This window comes from Citrobacter sp. Cb023, assembly GCF_030336805.1.
GTDB classification, from domain to species: Bacteria; Pseudomonadota; Gammaproteobacteria; order Enterobacterales; family Enterobacteriaceae; genus Citrobacter; species Citrobacter braakii.
The window spans coordinates 1-15,424 of the sequence record NZ_JAOWCV010000030.1; the positions used below are offsets into that span (position 1 = coordinate 1).

A 15,424-nucleotide genomic window follows, 5' to 3' on the forward strand; every position below is an offset into this window, starting at 1 on the left:
TTGTTCCGTGTCAGTGGAGGCGCATTATAGGGAGTTATTTCAGGCTGACAAGGGGAAATTTAAAATAATCTTCCGAGTGCGTATTTTTTATTCTTTGTGCTTATTTTGACAACGTTTTGTGGGTTAATTGGGCGATTTCCCGCGCGAAATCCGCGACCTGTTCCCAATCGGTATACACCACTTCTTTATTGGTATCTGTTTCACCGCCTGACATCTTCATTATCAGTTGGATCATAACGCGGTCATACCAGCGATAGCGTGGATACAGCAAAGCGCCAGCAATAACCGCACTGCGATCAGGCCGCCACGGCGAACTCATCAGGAACTTACGCGCATAGCTGTTAGTTTGCGGCGTGCGTTTCTCCGGTTTACGGGCAACCAAGTTTACGGAGTAGAAGGCACTCGGCATCGCGTTCAGCCGCGTGGCATGCTTTTTCACAAACTCCTGAAAAGCTGCATGGTAATGACCATAGCGAATCGAGGCGCCAATCACCACGCTGTCATAATTTTGCCAGTCAGGCTCCGCGGTACGATGCAAATTAACGACATCCGCCCAAACGCCCAGCTCTTTGAGTTCAGAAGCCAGATACTCGGCGATTTCACGCGTTTGTCCGTCCCGGGAAGAAAAAAGAATCAGTGTTTTCACGTGTTACTCCATTATTCACGCCAGAAAGTAGGGGTAAAGAGTACCAGCAGGGTAAAGACCTCCAGACGACCAAACAGCATATTGGCAATCAGGATCCACTTCGCCACGGGGTTCATACTGGCAAAGTTGTCGGCGACAACCCCCAGCCCTGGCCCCAGGTTATTCAGCGTCGCCACAACAGAGGCAAACGCGGAGAAGTCATCAACACCGGTCGCAATAATCGCCAGCATACTGATAATAAAGACCAGCGCATAGGCAGAGAAGAATCCCCAAACAGCTTCAAGGATTCGCTCCGGCAAAGCACGGTTACCCAGCTTGATACTGTAAACCGCATTCGGGTGGACCAGTCGTTTCAATTCGCGGTTACCCTGCTTAAACAGCAACAGGATTCGAATCACCTTCAAGCCACCGCCCGTCGACCCGGCACAGCCGCCAATAAAAGCAGAACATAGCAACAGCACCGGCAGGAACAGCGGCCAGCGGGCAATACTGTCCGTAGTAAATCCGGCGGTCGTCGCCATCGATACCACCTGAAAAAAAGCCTGGTTGATGGTCGTGAGTGCCGAACCGTAGGTATTGTGTATCCACAGCACCAGCGTACAGACAGCCACCAGCGTCAGCTGCACCCCAATGAACATGCGGAATTCTGGATCGCGCCAGTAGACCTTCAGGCTGCGACCGCTGAGTAAAGAGAAGTGCAGACCATAGTTACAACCGGAGATCAGCAAGAAGATAGCAATAATGGTGTTAATCGTGGGACTGTCGAAATACCCCACGCTGGCATCGTGTGTGGAAAAGCCGCCGATGGCTATCGTAGCAAAGCTGTGCCCAATAGCGTCAAACGCGGGCATCCCGGCAAACCATAGCGCCAGCGCACACGCCACCGTCAGTAATACATAGATAAGCCACAGCGTTTTCGCCGTTTCGGCAATACGCGGACGCATTTTGTTATCTTTCAGCGGGCCCGGCATTTCTGCCCGGTAGAGCTGCATCCCACCGACGCCAAGAATAGGCAGAATAGCCACCGCCAGCACGATGATCCCCATCCCGCCGAACCATTGCAGCATCTGTCGATAAAAGAGGATAGCGTGTGGCAATGAATCCAGCCCCACCAGCGTTGTCGCCCCCGTGGTGGTTAATCCGGAGAAGGATTCAAAAAAAGCGTCGGTTATCGTGAGGTTAGGGCTTTCCGCAAAGATGAACGGTAGCGCACCCACGCTACCCAGCACGGTCCAGAACAAAACGACAATCAGAAACCCTTCGCGCGATTTCAGCTCGCCCTTCTCTTTACGGTTTGGCCACCACAGCATGGAGCCGATCGCCAGAGCAACGAAGAAAGTTTGGGTAAACGCACGCCCTGCCCCATCGCGGTAGATGAGCGCTACCAGTCCGGGGATAATCATTGTCCCCGAGAATAAGATGACCAGTAGTCCAACGATTCGGGTGATGGCGCGAAAATGCATCTCTGCCGCTTCCTTAGTTCTTTAAAATGAGGTGGGGATTATTCTTCAATCGCTAACAATTGCAATGAACCACGACTAAAATCCGCCAGTTTTGCCGAAAATTCATCCACTTTGGCATAAGGAAGCGCCACCCTGAGCCGAACAAAAGCCTGGTAATCACTGGCAACAACTTTACCGTCAAACTGCCCCAGCAAAGCTTCAATGCCTGCCAGCTGACCGTACTCACACTGCAAAGTATATTCGGTTAATGGCGTCTTGCGCTGCGTCGTTAACTGACGCAACGCCTGATTCACGCCGCCACCGTAGGCTTTCACTAGCCCCCCCGTACCCAGAAGGATACCGCCGTAGTAGCGCACCACCACCGCGGTAATCTCACCGATGCCACTCCCCATCAGCTGCGCGAGCATCGGTTTGCCTGCCGTACCAGCCGGTTCGCCATCGTCTGAAAATCCCAGCTGCTGCGAGTCATTGGGCGCGCCCGCCACCCACGCCACACAATGGTGGCGGGCGTCCGGGTGTTCCATTTTGACTGACTCAACAAACGCTTTCGCCGCTTCTACGCCGTCCGTATGGGCGAGCAGCGTAATGAAGCGGCTTTTTTTGATCTCTTCAACGACACTTACCGGCGCCGCAGGGATTAACCAACTGTCCATTACGCCAGTTTTAAATCCCGTGTCATGTTTTCGATATTGTTCTCGTGGACCACCACGTTGTCTTCAATTCGAATACCGCCGAACGGTTTCAGGGCTTCAATTTTCTGCCAGTTGAAGTGTTTGCTGAACTGCCCTTCACGCCACGGCGCCAACAGCGATTCAATGAAGTAGATGCCCGGTTCGATGGTCAGGACCATGCCCGGTTGCAGAACGCGGGTGCAACGCAGGTAAGGATACTTCGACGGCGCGGCCAGATGCGTACCGCTGTCATCTTGCATAAAACCAGCGACATCGTGTACCTGCAGGCCCAGCGGGTGACCAATGCCATGCGGCATAAACGGCCCGGTAAGATCGTTTTCCACCATCGCCTCTTCACTCATATCGGTGATGATTTGATGCTTACGCAGCAGCTTCGCGATGCGCTGATGGAACTGAATGTGATAATCCACGTAGCTGGTACCCGCTTTCATAGTGGCAATCAGCGCCAGTTGCTCGTCATTCACATCCTTCACCAGATGCGCATAGTCGTTGTCGCTTTTCGCCGACCACGTACGCGTCAGGTCTGCTGCATAGCCGTTGTATTCCGCACCGGCGTCCAGCAGGAAACTGCGGATTTCAGACGGAGCCTGATGATCCAGCCTGGTGTAATGCAGAACCGAAGCATGCTCGTTAAGCGCCACGATGTTGCTGTACGGCACGTCAGTATCGCGATGACCGGTAGCAGTCAGGTAAGCGAGGTTGATGTCAAACTCGCTCATCCCGGAACGGAACGCTTCTTCCGCGGCACGGTGTCCATTCACCGCCATTTTCTGTGCTTCGCGCATACAGGCCAGTTCGTAATCTGTTTTGTAAGCACGATAATAATGCAGGTAGTCGATAACCCCTTTCGGGTTGATATTGCTGGCCGCGATATCCAGCTGCAGCGCGCGTTCCGGAACCGGACCGATGTAACCGATATTGCCGCGAGCAGCAGGCAGTTGGCTACCGATACCATCAGCTTTTGGCAGCGCGATGATCTCAATTTCTTCCGTCCAGAAGGAGGTCGGCAGCGGCTCAACGTTGTGCCAGTAATCGACCGGCAGGTAGAACCACAATTTCGGCTTATTCACGCCATCCACCAGCAACCAGCAGTTAGGAACCTGCGTTACAGGCACCCAGGCTTTGAATTGCGGATTGACCTTAAACGGGTAGGGATGATCGTCGAGAAAGACGTTAACAAGTTCTCCTGAGTGAATAAGTAACGCATCCAGCTTGAAGCGCTCCAGCGCGTCGCGCGTCCGTTCTTGTAGGGTAACGATATGATTTTTATAGAGTGCGGCCAGTGATTCCATTTTCTATCCTTCTGTTTTTTTGACCTCAAGTGTCCGCATCTTAGCACATCGGTTTGTGAGTGCGTGATTTCTGCCGAGCGTGATCAAATCGTCATTTCTTTAATCATTCATTTGCATTTTATTAACATAAAACACACACTTCGATTCATCTGGTATGACCAGATCACCTTGCGGATTCAGGAGACTGACATGCTTTACAAAGGCGACACCCTGTACCTCGACTGGCTGGAAGATGGCATCGCCGAACTGGTGTTCGATGCCCCAGGCTCAGTCAATAAACTCGACACGGCCACCGTTGCCAGCCTGGGCCATGCGCTTGACGTGCTGGAAAAACAACCGAATTTAAAAGGGCTGCTGCTGCGTTCTAACAAAGCAGCCTTTATTGTTGGTGCCGACATCACCGAATTCCTTTCACTGTTCCTCGTGCCTGAAGAGCAACTGAGCCAGTGGCTGCATTTTGCCAACAGCGTGTTTAATCGCCTGGAAGATCTGCCTGTTCCGACTCTCTCAGCGGTTAACGGCTATGCGCTGGGCGGCGGCTGTGAGTGTGTCCTGGCGACCGATTATCGTCTGGCTACGCCGGACCTGCGCATCGGCCTGCCGGAAACCAAGCTGGGCATTATGCCAGGCTTTGGCGGCTCCGTGCGTATGCCACGTATGCTGGGTGCGGACAGCGCGCTGGAAATTATTGCTGCGGGTAAAGATGTGGGTGCTGAGCAGGCGCTAAAAATCGGTCTGGTCGATGGCGTAGTGAAGCAAGACAAACTGCTTGATGGCGCGATCGCGGTATTACGTCAGGCGATTAACGGCGACCTCGACTGGAAAGCCAAACGTCAGCCGAAGCTGGAGCCGTTGAAACTCAGTAAAATTGAAGCGGCTATGAGCTTTACCATCGCCAAAGGTATGGTGGCGCAGACGGCAGGTAAGCATTATCCCGCACCGATTACCGCGGTAAAAACCATTGAAGCAGCGGCCCGTTTTGGTCGTGAAGAAGCGCTGAATCTGGAAAATAAAAGCTTTGTTCCACTGGCGCACACCAATGAAGCCCGCGCACTGGTTGGAATTTTCCTTAACGATCAGTTCGTGAAAGCCAAAGCCAAAAAGCTCACCAAAAATGTTGAAGCGCCAAAGCAAGCGGCTGTGCTGGGCGCAGGCATTATGGGCGGCGGCATCGCTTACCAGTCGGCCTGGAAAGGCGTGCCGGTTGTCATGAAAGATATCAACGACAAATCATTAACGCTGGGTATGACCGAAGCGGCCAAGCTACTGAACAAACAGCTGGAGCGCGGCAAAATTGACGGTCTGAAAATGGCGGGCGTTATTTCCACCATTCATCCCACCCTCGACTATAGCGGTTTCGAACGCGTGGACGTGGTAGTTGAAGCGGTCGTAGAAAACCCAAAAGTGAAAAAAGCGGTACTGGCGGAAACCGAAGATCAGGTTCGCCCGGACACCGTACTGGCTTCGAATACTTCCACCATCCCAATCAACGAACTGGCCAGCGCGCTTAAGCGTCCGGAAAACTTCTGTGGGATGCACTTCTTTAACCCGGTGCACCGTATGCCGCTGGTTGAGATCATTCGCGGCGAGAAAAGCTCGGATGAAACCATCGCTAAGGTTGTCGCCTGGGCAAGCCAGATGGGCAAAACGCCGATTGTGGTTAATGACTGCCCTGGTTTCTTCGTTAACCGCGTGCTGTTCCCCTATTTTGCCGGTTTCAGTCAGCTGCTGCGCGACGGGGCGGATTTCCGCAAAGTCGACAAAGTGATGGAAAAACAGTTTGGTTGGCCGATGGGCCCGGCTTATCTGCTGGACGTGGTAGGTATTGATACCGCGCACCACGCGCAGGCGGTGATGTCCGCAGGCTTCCCTCAGCGTATGCAGAAAGATTATCGCGATGCGATAGATGCCCTGTTTGATGCTAACCGTTTCGGGCAGAAAAACGGTCTCGGATTCTGGCGTTATAAAGAAGACAACAAGGGCAAGCCGAAGAAAGAAGAAGATGCCACCGTTGACGATCTGCTGGCAGAGGTCAGCCAGCCGAAACGCGACTTCAGCGATGAAGAGATTATCGCCCGCATGATGATCCCTATGGTCAACGAAGTAGTGCGTTGCCTGGAAGAAGGCATTATCGCCAGCCCGGCAGAAGCCGATATGGCGCTGGTATACGGTCTGGGCTTCCCTCCGTTCCATGGCGGTGCGTTCCGCTGGCTGGATACGCTCGGCAGCGCGAAGTATCTCGATATGGCTCAGCAGTATCAGCACCTTGGTCCGCTGTATGAAGTTCCGGCCGGTCTGCGTGATAAAGCGCGCCATAACGAACCGTATTATCCCCAGGTTGAGCCAGCCCGCCCGGTTGGCAGCCTGAAAACGGCTTAAGGAGTCACAATGGAACAGGTTGTAATTGTTGATGCGATCCGTACCCCGATGGGCCGTTCGAAAGGGGGCGCGTTTCGGAACGTGCGTGCAGAAGATCTCTCTGCACATTTAATGCGTAGCCTGCTGGCGCGTAATCCGGCGCTGGAGCCAACCGCGCTTGATGACATTTACTGGGGCTGTGTGCAACAAACGCTGGAGCAGGGTTTCAATATCGCCCGTAATGCCGCGCTGCTAGCGGAAGTTCCGCACTCCGTTCCGGCCGTCACGGTCAATCGCCTGTGCGGTTCGTCCATGCAGGCGCTGCACGATGCGGCGCGCATGATCATGACTGGTGATGCTCAGGCATGCCTGATTGGCGGCGTTGAGCATATGGGCCATGTGCCAATGAGCCACGGCGTTGATTTCCACCCGGGTATGAGCCGCAACGTGGCGAAAGCCGCAGGGATGATGGGCCTGACCGCGGAAATGCTCTCCCGCATGCACGGCATCAGCCGTGAAATGCAGGACGCTTTCGCCGCACGTTCACACGCTCGCGCCTGGGCTGCAACACAGTCTGGCGCTTTTAAAAACGAAATCATCCCGACCGGCGGTCATGATGCCGACGGCGTGCTGAAGCAGTTTAACTACGATGAGGTTATCCGTCCGGAAACGACCGTTGAAGCGCTCTCCACCCTGCGCCCGGCGTTCGATCCGGTGAACGGAACGGTGACTGCCGGTACCTCCTCTGCGCTCTCCGACGGCGCAGCGGCGATGCTGGTAATGAGCGAAAGCCGCGCCCGTCAGTTGGGTCTGACGCCGCGTGCCCGTATTCGTTCGATGGCTGTTGTCGGCTGCGATCCGTCAATCATGGGTTACGGCCCGGTTCCGGCCTCAAAGCTGGCGCTGAAAAAAGCGGGGCTCTCCACCAGCGACATCGGTTTGTTTGAGATGAACGAAGCCTTTGCCGCTCAGATCCTGCCGTGTATTAAAGATCTGGGGCTGATGGAGCAGATCGATGAGAAGATCAACCTCAACGGCGGGGCGATCGCCTTGGGTCACCCGCTGGGCTGTTCTGGGGCGCGTATCAGCACCACCCTACTCAACCTGATGGAACGCAAAGACGTGCAGTTTGGTCTGGCGACGATGTGTATCGGGTTAGGTCAGGGTATCGCAACGGTATTTGAGCGAGTTTAATCAAAGCATGCCGGGGGCGCTTCGCTTGCCCGGCCTACGAAATGTTATCTCAAAGCCATTGGTGCCAGAACAAGGCGGCAAGCGAATGAATCCCGATGAGCTTACGTATAGTAAGTGATTCGGGTGAATGAGCGAAGCCAACACAGTTATGGTGCCAATGGCGAAGAGAGAAAGTTTAGTTGCCGTTCTTCCCGCCTGTCAGGGGCGGGTTTTTTATTTCCCTGAACTACCACGCACCACTAACTGCACCGGCAGCAGCAGATTCTCTTCCTGATTTTCTTCCAGCAGTAAACGCAGCGCTTCACGCCCCAGCTGTTTTTTATCAACCGCAACGGTAGTCAGCGGCGGATGTGACCAGGCCGCAGCATCAATATCATCAAATCCCACCAGCGCAAGATCTTCCGGGATACGTATACCCTGCTGCGCACACACCTGCTGAACAACCATCGCTGCAGCGTCGTTATAGGCAAAAATGGCATCGGGCGGCTCTGGCAGTCTGAGTAGCTCATTAACCGCATCCACCAGAGATTGCTCGGTATCCAGCAGCGGCGGCGCAACGACGTCATACTCTGGCGGCATTAGCAAACGGGCTTCATACAATGCCTGACGGTAGCCCTTTTCACGCTGACGGATGCTGTAGTGCGCGAGCGTACTGGCAAGAAAAGCAATGCGGCTGCGGCCTTGCGCAATCAGATGTTGCGTGGCCAGATAGCCGCCCAGGGTATTGTCAGGATTCACGCAAGGCAGTCCTGGCGCCCAGAGATCCACCAGCACCAGCGGCAATTTCATCTGTTGTAGCAGCCCAAGCAACTCAGGTTCAAAAAATCCCGCGCAGATCAGCGCATCAGGCTGGTGCAGCATTACCTGCTCACTCACTGCATCGCCTGGACCTATAGAGAGAAAGCTCAGCGCAACCCCCTTTCCGCGACACAGATCTTCTATCCCCAGCAGCAGTTGAGAGTAAAACGGTAAAGCTCGGCTGATATTGTGCTGGCGATGCAGTAAAAACAGGACACGTTTGATTTTGTCTGCGCGCAGGCGTGAAAAATCATAACCCTGCTGCTGCGCCACTGAAATAATGCGCTGTCGGGTCTCTTCACGCAGCCCCGGTTGCCCTTTTAGCGCGCGGGAAACAGCGCCAACCGAGACGCCACAAGCGTCGGCAATGTCTCTGATACGTACAGGTTTCGTCATTTCACTCTCATGGATTTACTATGGCTTGTTGTGCCCCCAGCCAGGCTGCGCCGCGTACGCCGCTGCTGTCGCCGTGGCGGGCCTGAACGATCGGTGTGCGGCACTGTTTACCAAACACGTACTGCGCCACTCGCGCCTGTAAGCCTGAGTACAGTAAATCGATATTGGATACCCCGCCCCCCAGCACGATAACATCGGGATCGAGCATATTCACCACACTCGCCAACGCGCGAGCCAGTTGATCGCAATAGCGTTCCCACAACAAACAGGCGTCTGCATCACCCGATGCTACCCGTTGCATAATTTGTGGCACACCCATATGTTGCGCGGTGTGATTCATATACTGGCGCTCCAGGCCACTACCCGAAATAAAGCTCTCAATACAGTTCAACTGTCCGCAATAGCATGTCACTTCAGCCCCGTCCCGAGATCCGTGGTAGCGCGGCAAGGCATTATGCCCCCACTCTCCAGCACAGGCGTTAGGGCCGGAGATCAACCGGTTCTCGATGCATAGACCACCGCCGCATCCGGTACCGAGGATCACGCCAAATACCACGCTATGCCCACGCCCACTACCGTCCATCGCTTCTGACAGGGTAAAGCAGTTGGCATCATTGGTAACGGGCACTGGCATTCCTAATGCACGCTCGAGATCTTGCGCAAAGGCCTGCTGATTCAGCACCAGAATGTTGGAATTCTTAATCAAACCTTCGCTATCCACCGCACCTGGCACCCCGATGCCAACCGATAAAGGCTGATTAATGGCCTGCATAGCCCTGGCTATCATCTCCGTCACGGCCTGGAAAAAATCACCGTAACGCTGCTTTGGTGTCGCACATCGTTCGCGGTAAACAATTTCACCCGCGTTATCAATCACCACCGCTTCGATTTTAGTCCCGCCGATATCCAGTCCGAGCCTCATGGTTTTTCCTCGTTTGCATCTCACAATGTGATGCGGTTTAGCTTGCCTATTTTGTTTACTAAACACATGGAGAGCTGTCACAAAAACTCAATTTATGTTTGAGTGACGGACATATTATGTTTACTAAAAAATAATTATGATGAGAAAGAGAGGCAATGACGCCGGGCCTGCGCCCTGCTAGTTGGAAGACAGATGATTGATGGATGCGCCGGAAGGGCTCCGGCGCACAGCGCTTAAATGAACGCGAAAGCGTCGCCAAACAGGCGATCTTCACGCGCACTGCGTTCATTACAGAACAGATCGCGCGCGATTTTGGCCATTTCAAAACGACCGGCAATGTAGATATCGTGCTCAGCCAGGGTACCGTAATCCTGCAATACCGCCGTTAACACGGTTCCCGTACGACCACGCCAGCCGTCTTCTGGCTGTTCCACCACTGGCTCAACGCGCAGATTCGGGTGATTAACAGACAACGCTTCCAGTTCGGAGAGATCGTAGAGATGCTTCTCTTCGCGCCCACCCCAGTAAATGGTGATATCGCGGTTTGGATTACGCGCCAGCGCAGTAAGCAGAATGGAACGCACGTAAGAGAACCCTGTACCACCGGCAATCAGGATCAGCGGGCGCTCGTCTTCATCACGCAGCCAGGCTTCGCCATGCGGAATGTCGACCTTGATTTCCCGGTCTTTCAGAATTCGGTCCATCACAGCCATGGCATAAAGATTTAGCTCAGAGGCGCCAACGTGCAGCTCAATGAATCCTTGCTCGTCCGGCGTGGATGCCATGGAGAACGGACGCTTATCCCTTTCGTCCATCACGACCATTAAATACTGGCCAGCACGAAAGGAAAACGCCGCGTCTGGCACTAAACGAACGCGATATACGGTATCAGTGATAGCTTCTACCGAGGTCACTTTACAGCTTAAGGTTGTCATGCGCTCTCTCTGTCGGATCAATAGGCAAAACGATCGCGCCTCAGGCGCTTTTGCCGTCATTAAAGATGGCCAGTTCATCCCAAATTGCGTCAATACGCGCAGTTACTTCAGGATCTTTTTTAATCGGGCGTCCCCATTCGCGTTGGGTTTCGCCCGGCCATTTATTTGTGGCATCCAGCCCCATTTTTGAACCCAGGCCGGAAACCGGCGAGGCAAAGTCCAGGTAATCAATTGGCGTATTCTCTACCAGTACCGTGTCCCGAGCCGGGTCCATACGGGTAGTAATTGCCCAAATCACATCATTCCAGTCGCGTGCATTGACATCATCATCGCAGACAATAACAAATTTGGTGTACATAAACTGGCGCAAAAACGACCAAACACCCATCATGACGCGTTTGGCATGACCAGCGTACTGTTTTTTCATCGTCACCACGGCCAGACGATATGAACAGCCTTCCGGAGGCAGGTAAAAATCGACGATTTCCGGGAACTGCTTTTGCAGAATAGGAACGAAAACTTCGTTCAGCGCCACGCCAAGCACCGCGGGCTCATCAGGCGGACGTCCGGTATAAGTAGAGTGATAAATCGCCTCTTCACGCTGGGTAATGTGCGTAACGGTAAAGACCGGAAAGCTATCTACTTCGTTGTAGTAGCCGGTATGATCGCCATACGGTCCTTCCGGGGCCAGCTCACCCGGTTCGATATACCCTTCCAGCACGATTTCAGCACTGGCGGGCACTTCCAGATCGTTGGAAATACATTTGACCACTTCGGTCTTGGTGCCACGTAACAGCCCGGCAAATGCGTACTCGGATAATGTATCAGGGACGGGCGTCACGGCCCCCAGAATGGTCGCAGGATCTGCCCCCAACGCCACCGAAACAGGGAAGCGTTCGCCAGGATGCGCCGCACACCACTCCTGGTAATCGAGCGCGCCGCCGCGGTGGGACAACCAGCGCATAATAAGCTTGTTTTTGCCAATCAGCTGCTGGCGATAAATGCCCAGATTCTGCCGCTCTTTATGCGGACCACGCGTTACGGTTAGCCCCCAGGTAATCAGCGGTGCGGCATCTTCCGGCCAACAGGTCATAATCGGAATACGGTTTAAATCGACGTTATCACCGGAGTAGATTTTTTGCTGACAAGGCGCACCGCGCAACCGCTTAGTCGGCATGTTCAGCACCTGCTTAAACTGCGGCAGCTTATCAAACAGATCGCGGAATCCTTTCGGTGGCTCCGGCTCTTTCAAAAACGCCAACAGTTTACCGACTTCCCGTAGTGCCGAGACATCTTCCTGCCCCATCCCCATCGCAACACGCTTCGGTGTGCCAAACAGGTTACACAGCACCGGCATGGAATAGCCTTTAGGATTCTCAAACAGTAACGCAGGCCCGCCAGCACGCAGAGTGCGATCGGCAATTTCAGTAATTTCCAGGTGGGGATCCACCTCAAGCGAAATGCGTTTGAGCTCGCCCTGCTGTTCAAGCAGCGTCAGGAAGTCGCGTAAATCGTGATATTTCATGGCGTCCATTGTGGCCTCTTCGTAAGCGCTTCATTATACGGCGTTCATCATTGTGATGCTGTATTTTTGTTAAATTAGCGTGAACTCTGGCGATACATATAAGCCCTGGGAGTATATACCCGTTGGGTTTCAGCCTGCTTTGAGGCGGGTATAATTAACTTAACTCATGGCTTTTGCTATGCTAGCGCTCAGAACAAGCGAATAAGAGTTATTATGCAATCCTGGTATTTACTGTACTGCAAACGTGGGCAACTTCAGCGAGCCCAGGAACACCTGGAAAGACAGGCGGTGAACTGCCTGACGCCTATGATCACCCTGGAAAAAATGGTGCGCGGTAAACGTACCACAGTCAGTGAACCACTATTCCCTAATTACATGTTTGTCGAGTTCGACCCGGAAGTGATCCACACCACCACGATCAACGCCACACGTGGTGTCAGCCATTTCGTTCGTTTTGGAGCGACGCCTGCGACCGTCCCATCCCCCGTTATTCACCAGCTTTCTATCTACAAGCCTGAAGGTATTGTTGACCCGCAAACCCCTCAGCCAGGGGACAGCGTGATTATTACTGAAGGGGCGTTTGAGGGACTGAAAGCGATCTTCACCGAACCGGATGGCGAAGCGCGTTCCATGCTGCTGCTTAACCTCTTGAATAAAGAGATTAAGCAGAGCGTGAAAAATACCGGTTTTCGAAAGATATAAGCCGTTTAGAAGGTCACTTCGAACAGCGTTCTGACGTTGGCATCAATGGTTGCTGACAGCCATTGAGGATCTTCCCCACGCCAGTGAGCAATTCGCTCAAGAATATGCGGCAGGTGCGCCGGTTCATTGCGACGTGACGTCGGTTTAGGCGTTAAGTCGCGAGGGAGTAGATAAGGTGCATCGGTTTCTATCAGCAGTCTTTCCACCGGAATAAACGGCAGCAGCTCCCGCAGTTCCATCCCCCGGCGTTCATCACAGACCCACCCGGTGATACCGATATAAAGCCCTCGGTCCACGCAGTCCTGCATCTCCTGGCGCGAACCGGTGAAACAGTGCAGCACCGCGCCTGGGAGGCTGTCCAGCCACGGCTCCAGCAACGTCAGAAAACGCTCATGCGCATCCCGACAATGCATGAAAATCGGCATCTGCAGTTCAGCAGCAATGCGCAGTTGCGCTTCAAAAGCACGTTCCTGCTCCTGCGGCGTGGAGAAATTGCGATTGAAATCCAGGCCGCACTCACCAATAGCGACTACCTTCGACTGGTTTGCCAGCGTGATAATCTCGTCTTCCGTTGAGGATTGCCATTGGCTGCTGTCATGCGGGTGCACGCCAGCCGTGGACCAGCACTGCGGATAATGCTGCGCCAGCTTTAACGCCTGCTGGCTTTCGTGAAGGTTTGTTCCGGTCAGAAGCATACCGTTTACGCCCGCAGCAAAGGCGCGCGCCACGACCTCATCCCGGTCTTTCGCAAATTGTGAACTGGTTAAATTAACGCCAATATCAAACATGCTTCCTCCCATATGACAACCGCCCTGACGGGCGGTTGAATTTATTCTTCAGTTTTCTCGGTGGCTTCGGCTTCTTTTGCTTCTTCAGCCTCGTTGTCCTCATCCCGCGTACGTCGCTTACCGACATAGAAACGAGAGAAGAAAACACCCACCTCGAACAGGCAGTACATCGGTATCGCCAACAACGTTTGCGAGAAGACATCTGGCGGAGTCAGTAGCATCCCGACGACAAAGGCACCCACCACAACATAAGGACGCTTTTTGCGTAAATCATCTGGCGTCGTAATGCCCATCCAGCATAGCAGCACGATGGCGACAGGCACCTCAAAAGAGACACCGAAAGCCATAAATAGCGCCATTACAAAGCTGAGATAGCTGGCAATGTCCGTTGATACCTGCACGCCTTGCGGAGCCGTGTTGGCCAGAAAACCAAACGCTAACGGGAAGACAACAAAATAGGCGAATGCCATGCCGATGTAGAACAACAACGAACTGGAGACCAGCAGCGGAACAACCAGACGGCGTTCATGTTTATACAACGCTGGCGCAATAAATGCCCACACCTGGTAGAGGATCACTGGCGCTGACAGGATCAGCGATACCATGAAGGTCAACTTGATTGGGGTAAAGAACGGCGAAGCCACATCGGTGGCGATCATCGTTGCACCCTGCGGCATCTGTTTAATCAACGGCGCCGCGACCATATGGTAAATGTCGTTGGCAAAGTAAACCAACGCCAGAAAGATCACGATTACCGCAATGATGCAGTTCAGGAGTCGCTTACGCAGCTCAATAAGATGCGTGATGAGCGGTTGGGTATCTTCTACAGCCATGTTTACGGTTTATCACTCGACGAGGGGGAGGATTCGGCAACAGGTGCGACAGCTTTCTTTTCTGCATCCATTAACGTAGCGGAAGTGTTTTCCGTTGGCTCTGGCGTTTTAGCACCCGTGGATTCCGGTTTTTGCTCCGGCGAACTGGCCTGGTTTTCAGCGGCAGCAGGGGTGACCCCTTCTCGCTGCGCTTCAGCTTCTTTCACCACCGGATTATGGATAGAGTGCGCTTCATCGCTCTCTTTCTCAGGATCGTGCACACTGTAAGAACGCTTCATCGACTCTGCCGCTTCACGCAGCTCATCCATTGAGGCTTTCAACTCCGGGGTCAGATTTGTCAGGCTCGCTTTCTCTACTTTCTTCAGGCTGTCCTGAAACTCCTGAAGCTTAAGCTCCTGGGTCAGTTCATTCTGAACAGTAGTTGCCAGGGAACGCAAAGCACGAACCCAACCAGCAACCGTTTTTACCGCTACAGGTAAACGTTGCGGCCCCAGGACGATGAGGCCGATCACGAACACCAATAACAGTTCGCTAAAACCGATATCAAACACGGATTATACCTGCTCTTTATCTTGGCTTTTGGCGTCTTCTTTTTTCACTTCGCCCTGCTTATCGGTAATGGATTTAGCAGTAAAATCAGCGTCCTGGCTGGTTTTATCTTGCTTTGGCTCATCATCACCCATTGCTTTTTTGAAGCCTTTAATCGACGCGCCAAGATCGGAACCGATGGAGCCGAGTTTCTTGGTGCCAAATAGCAGTACAACGATGACGGCAATGATCAACAACTGCCAAATACTGATACCACCCATACATGTTCCTCTGTCATAGATGATGAATTAATAAGGCCGTAGTATACGTTACACGACCTGCCTAGGGCGAT

The 15,424-nt window shown here is 53.4% G+C and carries 15 protein-coding genes; 3 read left to right on the forward strand and 12 right to left on the reverse strand.

Going from position 1 to position 15,424, the window contains the following annotated elements; all coding sequences use genetic code 11:
- Window positions 1-100: 100 nt before the first annotated feature.
- From hemG to pepQ, 4 genes are read right to left on the reverse strand one after another with little or no spacing between them, the layout of a single operon-like run.
- Window positions 101-646: a menaquinone-dependent protoporphyrinogen IX dehydrogenase gene (gene hemG, locus OGW44_RS05755; RefSeq protein WP_016155152.1), complete on the reverse strand. Its 546-nt coding sequence runs from the start codon at window positions 644-646 to the stop codon at window positions 101-103.
- 11 nt (window positions 647-657) lie between these two features.
- On the reverse strand, window positions 658-2,109 hold the full coding sequence (trkH, locus tag OGW44_RS05760; protein WP_003017848.1) for a Trk system potassium transporter TrkH: 1,452 nt from the start codon (window positions 2,107-2,109) through the stop codon (window positions 658-660).
- Between the two features lie 38 nt (window positions 2,110-2,147).
- Window positions 2,148-2,762: an IMPACT family protein gene (locus OGW44_RS05765; protein WP_047499555.1), complete on the reverse strand. Its 615-nt coding sequence runs from the start codon at window positions 2,760-2,762 to the stop codon at window positions 2,148-2,150.
- A complete protein-coding gene (pepQ, locus tag OGW44_RS05770; RefSeq protein ID WP_016155150.1) occupies window positions 2,762-4,093 on the reverse strand; it encodes a Xaa-Pro dipeptidase in 1,332 nt (443 codons plus the stop codon). The genes OGW44_RS05765 and pepQ overlap by 1 nt, the downstream gene beginning before the upstream one ends.
- A gap of 189 nt (window positions 4,094-4,282) precedes the next feature.
- Between pepQ and fadB the strand changes: the two genes are divergently transcribed.
- Together fadB and fadA are read left to right on the forward strand one after the other, a co-directional pair.
- Entirely contained in the window at window positions 4,283-6,472 is a 2,190-nt protein-coding gene (gene fadB, locus OGW44_RS05775) for a fatty acid oxidation complex subunit alpha FadB (protein WP_046274896.1), read from the forward strand.
- 9 nt (window positions 6,473-6,481) lie between these two features.
- Window positions 6,482-7,645 (forward strand): acetyl-CoA C-acyltransferase FadA, encoded by a 1,164-nt coding sequence (gene fadA, locus OGW44_RS05780; RefSeq protein WP_016155148.1) that lies wholly within the window; start codon window positions 6,482-6,484, stop codon window positions 7,643-7,645.
- Between the two features lie 213 nt (window positions 7,646-7,858).
- On the opposite strand, the gene OGW44_RS05785 is transcribed toward fadA, so the two are convergent.
- The 4 genes from OGW44_RS05785 to ubiD form a co-directional block, all read right to left on the reverse strand.
- The gene (locus tag OGW44_RS05785; RefSeq protein ID WP_185655129.1) at window positions 7,859-8,839 is read right to left on the reverse strand and encodes a LacI family DNA-binding transcriptional regulator; all 981 of its coding nucleotides are present in this window, start codon (window positions 8,837-8,839) and stop codon (window positions 7,859-7,861) included.
- A 7-nt stretch (window positions 8,840-8,846) separates the two neighbouring features.
- The gene (locus OGW44_RS05790) at window positions 8,847-9,761 is read right to left on the reverse strand and encodes an ROK family protein (RefSeq protein ID WP_047416484.1); all 915 of its coding nucleotides are present in this window, start codon (window positions 9,759-9,761) and stop codon (window positions 8,847-8,849) included.
- Between the two features lie 233 nt (window positions 9,762-9,994).
- Window positions 9,995-10,696 carry an NAD(P)H-flavin reductase gene (gene fre, locus OGW44_RS05795; protein WP_003828903.1) on the reverse strand — a complete coding sequence of 234 codons (702 nt, stop codon included), beginning with the start codon at window positions 10,694-10,696 and terminating at the stop codon, window positions 9,995-9,997.
- Window positions 10,697-10,736: 40 nt separating this feature from the next.
- Window positions 10,737-12,230, reverse strand: a complete 1,494-nt coding sequence (ubiD, locus tag OGW44_RS05800; RefSeq protein WP_185655128.1) for a 4-hydroxy-3-polyprenylbenzoate decarboxylase — start codon at window positions 12,228-12,230, stop codon at window positions 10,737-10,739.
- Window positions 12,231-12,434: 204 nt separating this feature from the next.
- On the opposite strand from ubiD, the gene rfaH reads away from it, so the two are divergent.
- Window positions 12,435-12,923 carry a transcription/translation regulatory transformer protein RfaH gene (gene rfaH / locus OGW44_RS05805; RefSeq protein WP_047358740.1) on the forward strand — a complete coding sequence of 163 codons (489 nt, stop codon included), beginning with the start codon at window positions 12,435-12,437 and terminating at the stop codon, window positions 12,921-12,923.
- 5 nt (window positions 12,924-12,928) lie between these two features.
- Here the strand turns inward: rfaH and tatD are convergent, their stop codons facing one another.
- Genes tatD through tatA form a run of 4 tightly spaced genes read right to left on the reverse strand, consistent with a single transcriptional unit; the run spans window position 12,929 to window position 15,353 of the window.
- The gene (gene tatD, locus OGW44_RS05810) at window positions 12,929-13,711 is read right to left on the reverse strand and encodes a 3'-5' ssDNA/RNA exonuclease TatD (RefSeq protein ID WP_185655127.1); all 783 of its coding nucleotides are present in this window, start codon (window positions 13,709-13,711) and stop codon (window positions 12,929-12,931) included.
- A gap of 41 nt (window positions 13,712-13,752) precedes the next feature.
- Complete coding sequence (gene tatC, locus OGW44_RS05815; RefSeq protein WP_016155142.1) at window positions 13,753-14,544, reverse strand: Sec-independent protein translocase subunit TatC; 792 nt, start codon at window positions 14,542-14,544, stop codon at window positions 13,753-13,755.
- 2 nt (window positions 14,545-14,546) lie between these two features.
- Window positions 14,547-15,095 carry a Sec-independent protein translocase protein TatB gene (gene tatB, locus OGW44_RS05820; protein WP_169330473.1) on the reverse strand — a complete coding sequence of 183 codons (549 nt, stop codon included), beginning with the start codon at window positions 15,093-15,095 and terminating at the stop codon, window positions 14,547-14,549.
- 3 nt (window positions 15,096-15,098) lie between these two features.
- Window positions 15,099-15,353 carry a Sec-independent protein translocase subunit TatA gene (tatA, locus tag OGW44_RS05825; RefSeq protein ID WP_003017888.1) on the reverse strand — a complete coding sequence of 85 codons (255 nt, stop codon included), beginning with the start codon at window positions 15,351-15,353 and terminating at the stop codon, window positions 15,099-15,101.
- Window positions 15,354-15,424 lie beyond the last annotated feature (71 nt).

Coding starts and splice junctions, on each gene's coding strand:
- rfaH (WP_047358740.1), top strand. CDS start 12,435: ATGCAATCCTGGTATTTACTGTACTGCAAACGTGGGCAACTTCAGCGA.
- pepQ (WP_016155150.1), bottom strand. CDS start 4,093: ATGGAATCACTGGCCGCACTCTATAAAAATCATATCGTTACCCTACAA.
- OGW44_RS05785 (WP_185655129.1), bottom strand. CDS start 8,839: ATGACGAAACCTGTACGTATCAGAGACATTGCCGACGCTTGTGGCGTC.
- fadB (WP_046274896.1), top strand. CDS start 4,283: ATGCTTTACAAAGGCGACACCCTGTACCTCGACTGGCTGGAAGATGGC.
- tatD (WP_185655127.1), bottom strand. CDS start 13,711: ATGTTTGATATTGGCGTTAATTTAACCAGTTCACAATTTGCGAAAGAC.
- ubiD (WP_185655128.1), bottom strand. CDS start 12,230: ATGGACGCCATGAAATATCACGATTTACGCGACTTCCTGACGCTGCTT.
- OGW44_RS05765 (WP_047499555.1), bottom strand. CDS start 2,762: ATGGACAGTTGGTTAATCCCTGCGGCGCCGGTAAGTGTCGTTGAAGAG.
- tatA (WP_003017888.1), bottom strand. CDS start 15,353: ATGGGTGGTATCAGTATTTGGCAGTTGTTGATCATTGCCGTCATCGTT.
- fadA (WP_016155148.1), top strand. CDS start 6,482: ATGGAACAGGTTGTAATTGTTGATGCGATCCGTACCCCGATGGGCCGT.
- fre (WP_003828903.1), bottom strand. CDS start 10,696: ATGACAACCTTAAGCTGTAAAGTGACCTCGGTAGAAGCTATCACTGAT.
- trkH (WP_003017848.1), bottom strand. CDS start 2,109: ATGCATTTTCGCGCCATCACCCGAATCGTTGGACTACTGGTCATCTTA.
- tatC (WP_016155142.1), bottom strand. CDS start 14,544: ATGGCTGTAGAAGATACCCAACCGCTCATCACGCATCTTATTGAGCTG.
- OGW44_RS05790 (WP_047416484.1), bottom strand. CDS start 9,761: ATGAGGCTCGGACTGGATATCGGCGGGACTAAAATCGAAGCGGTGGTG.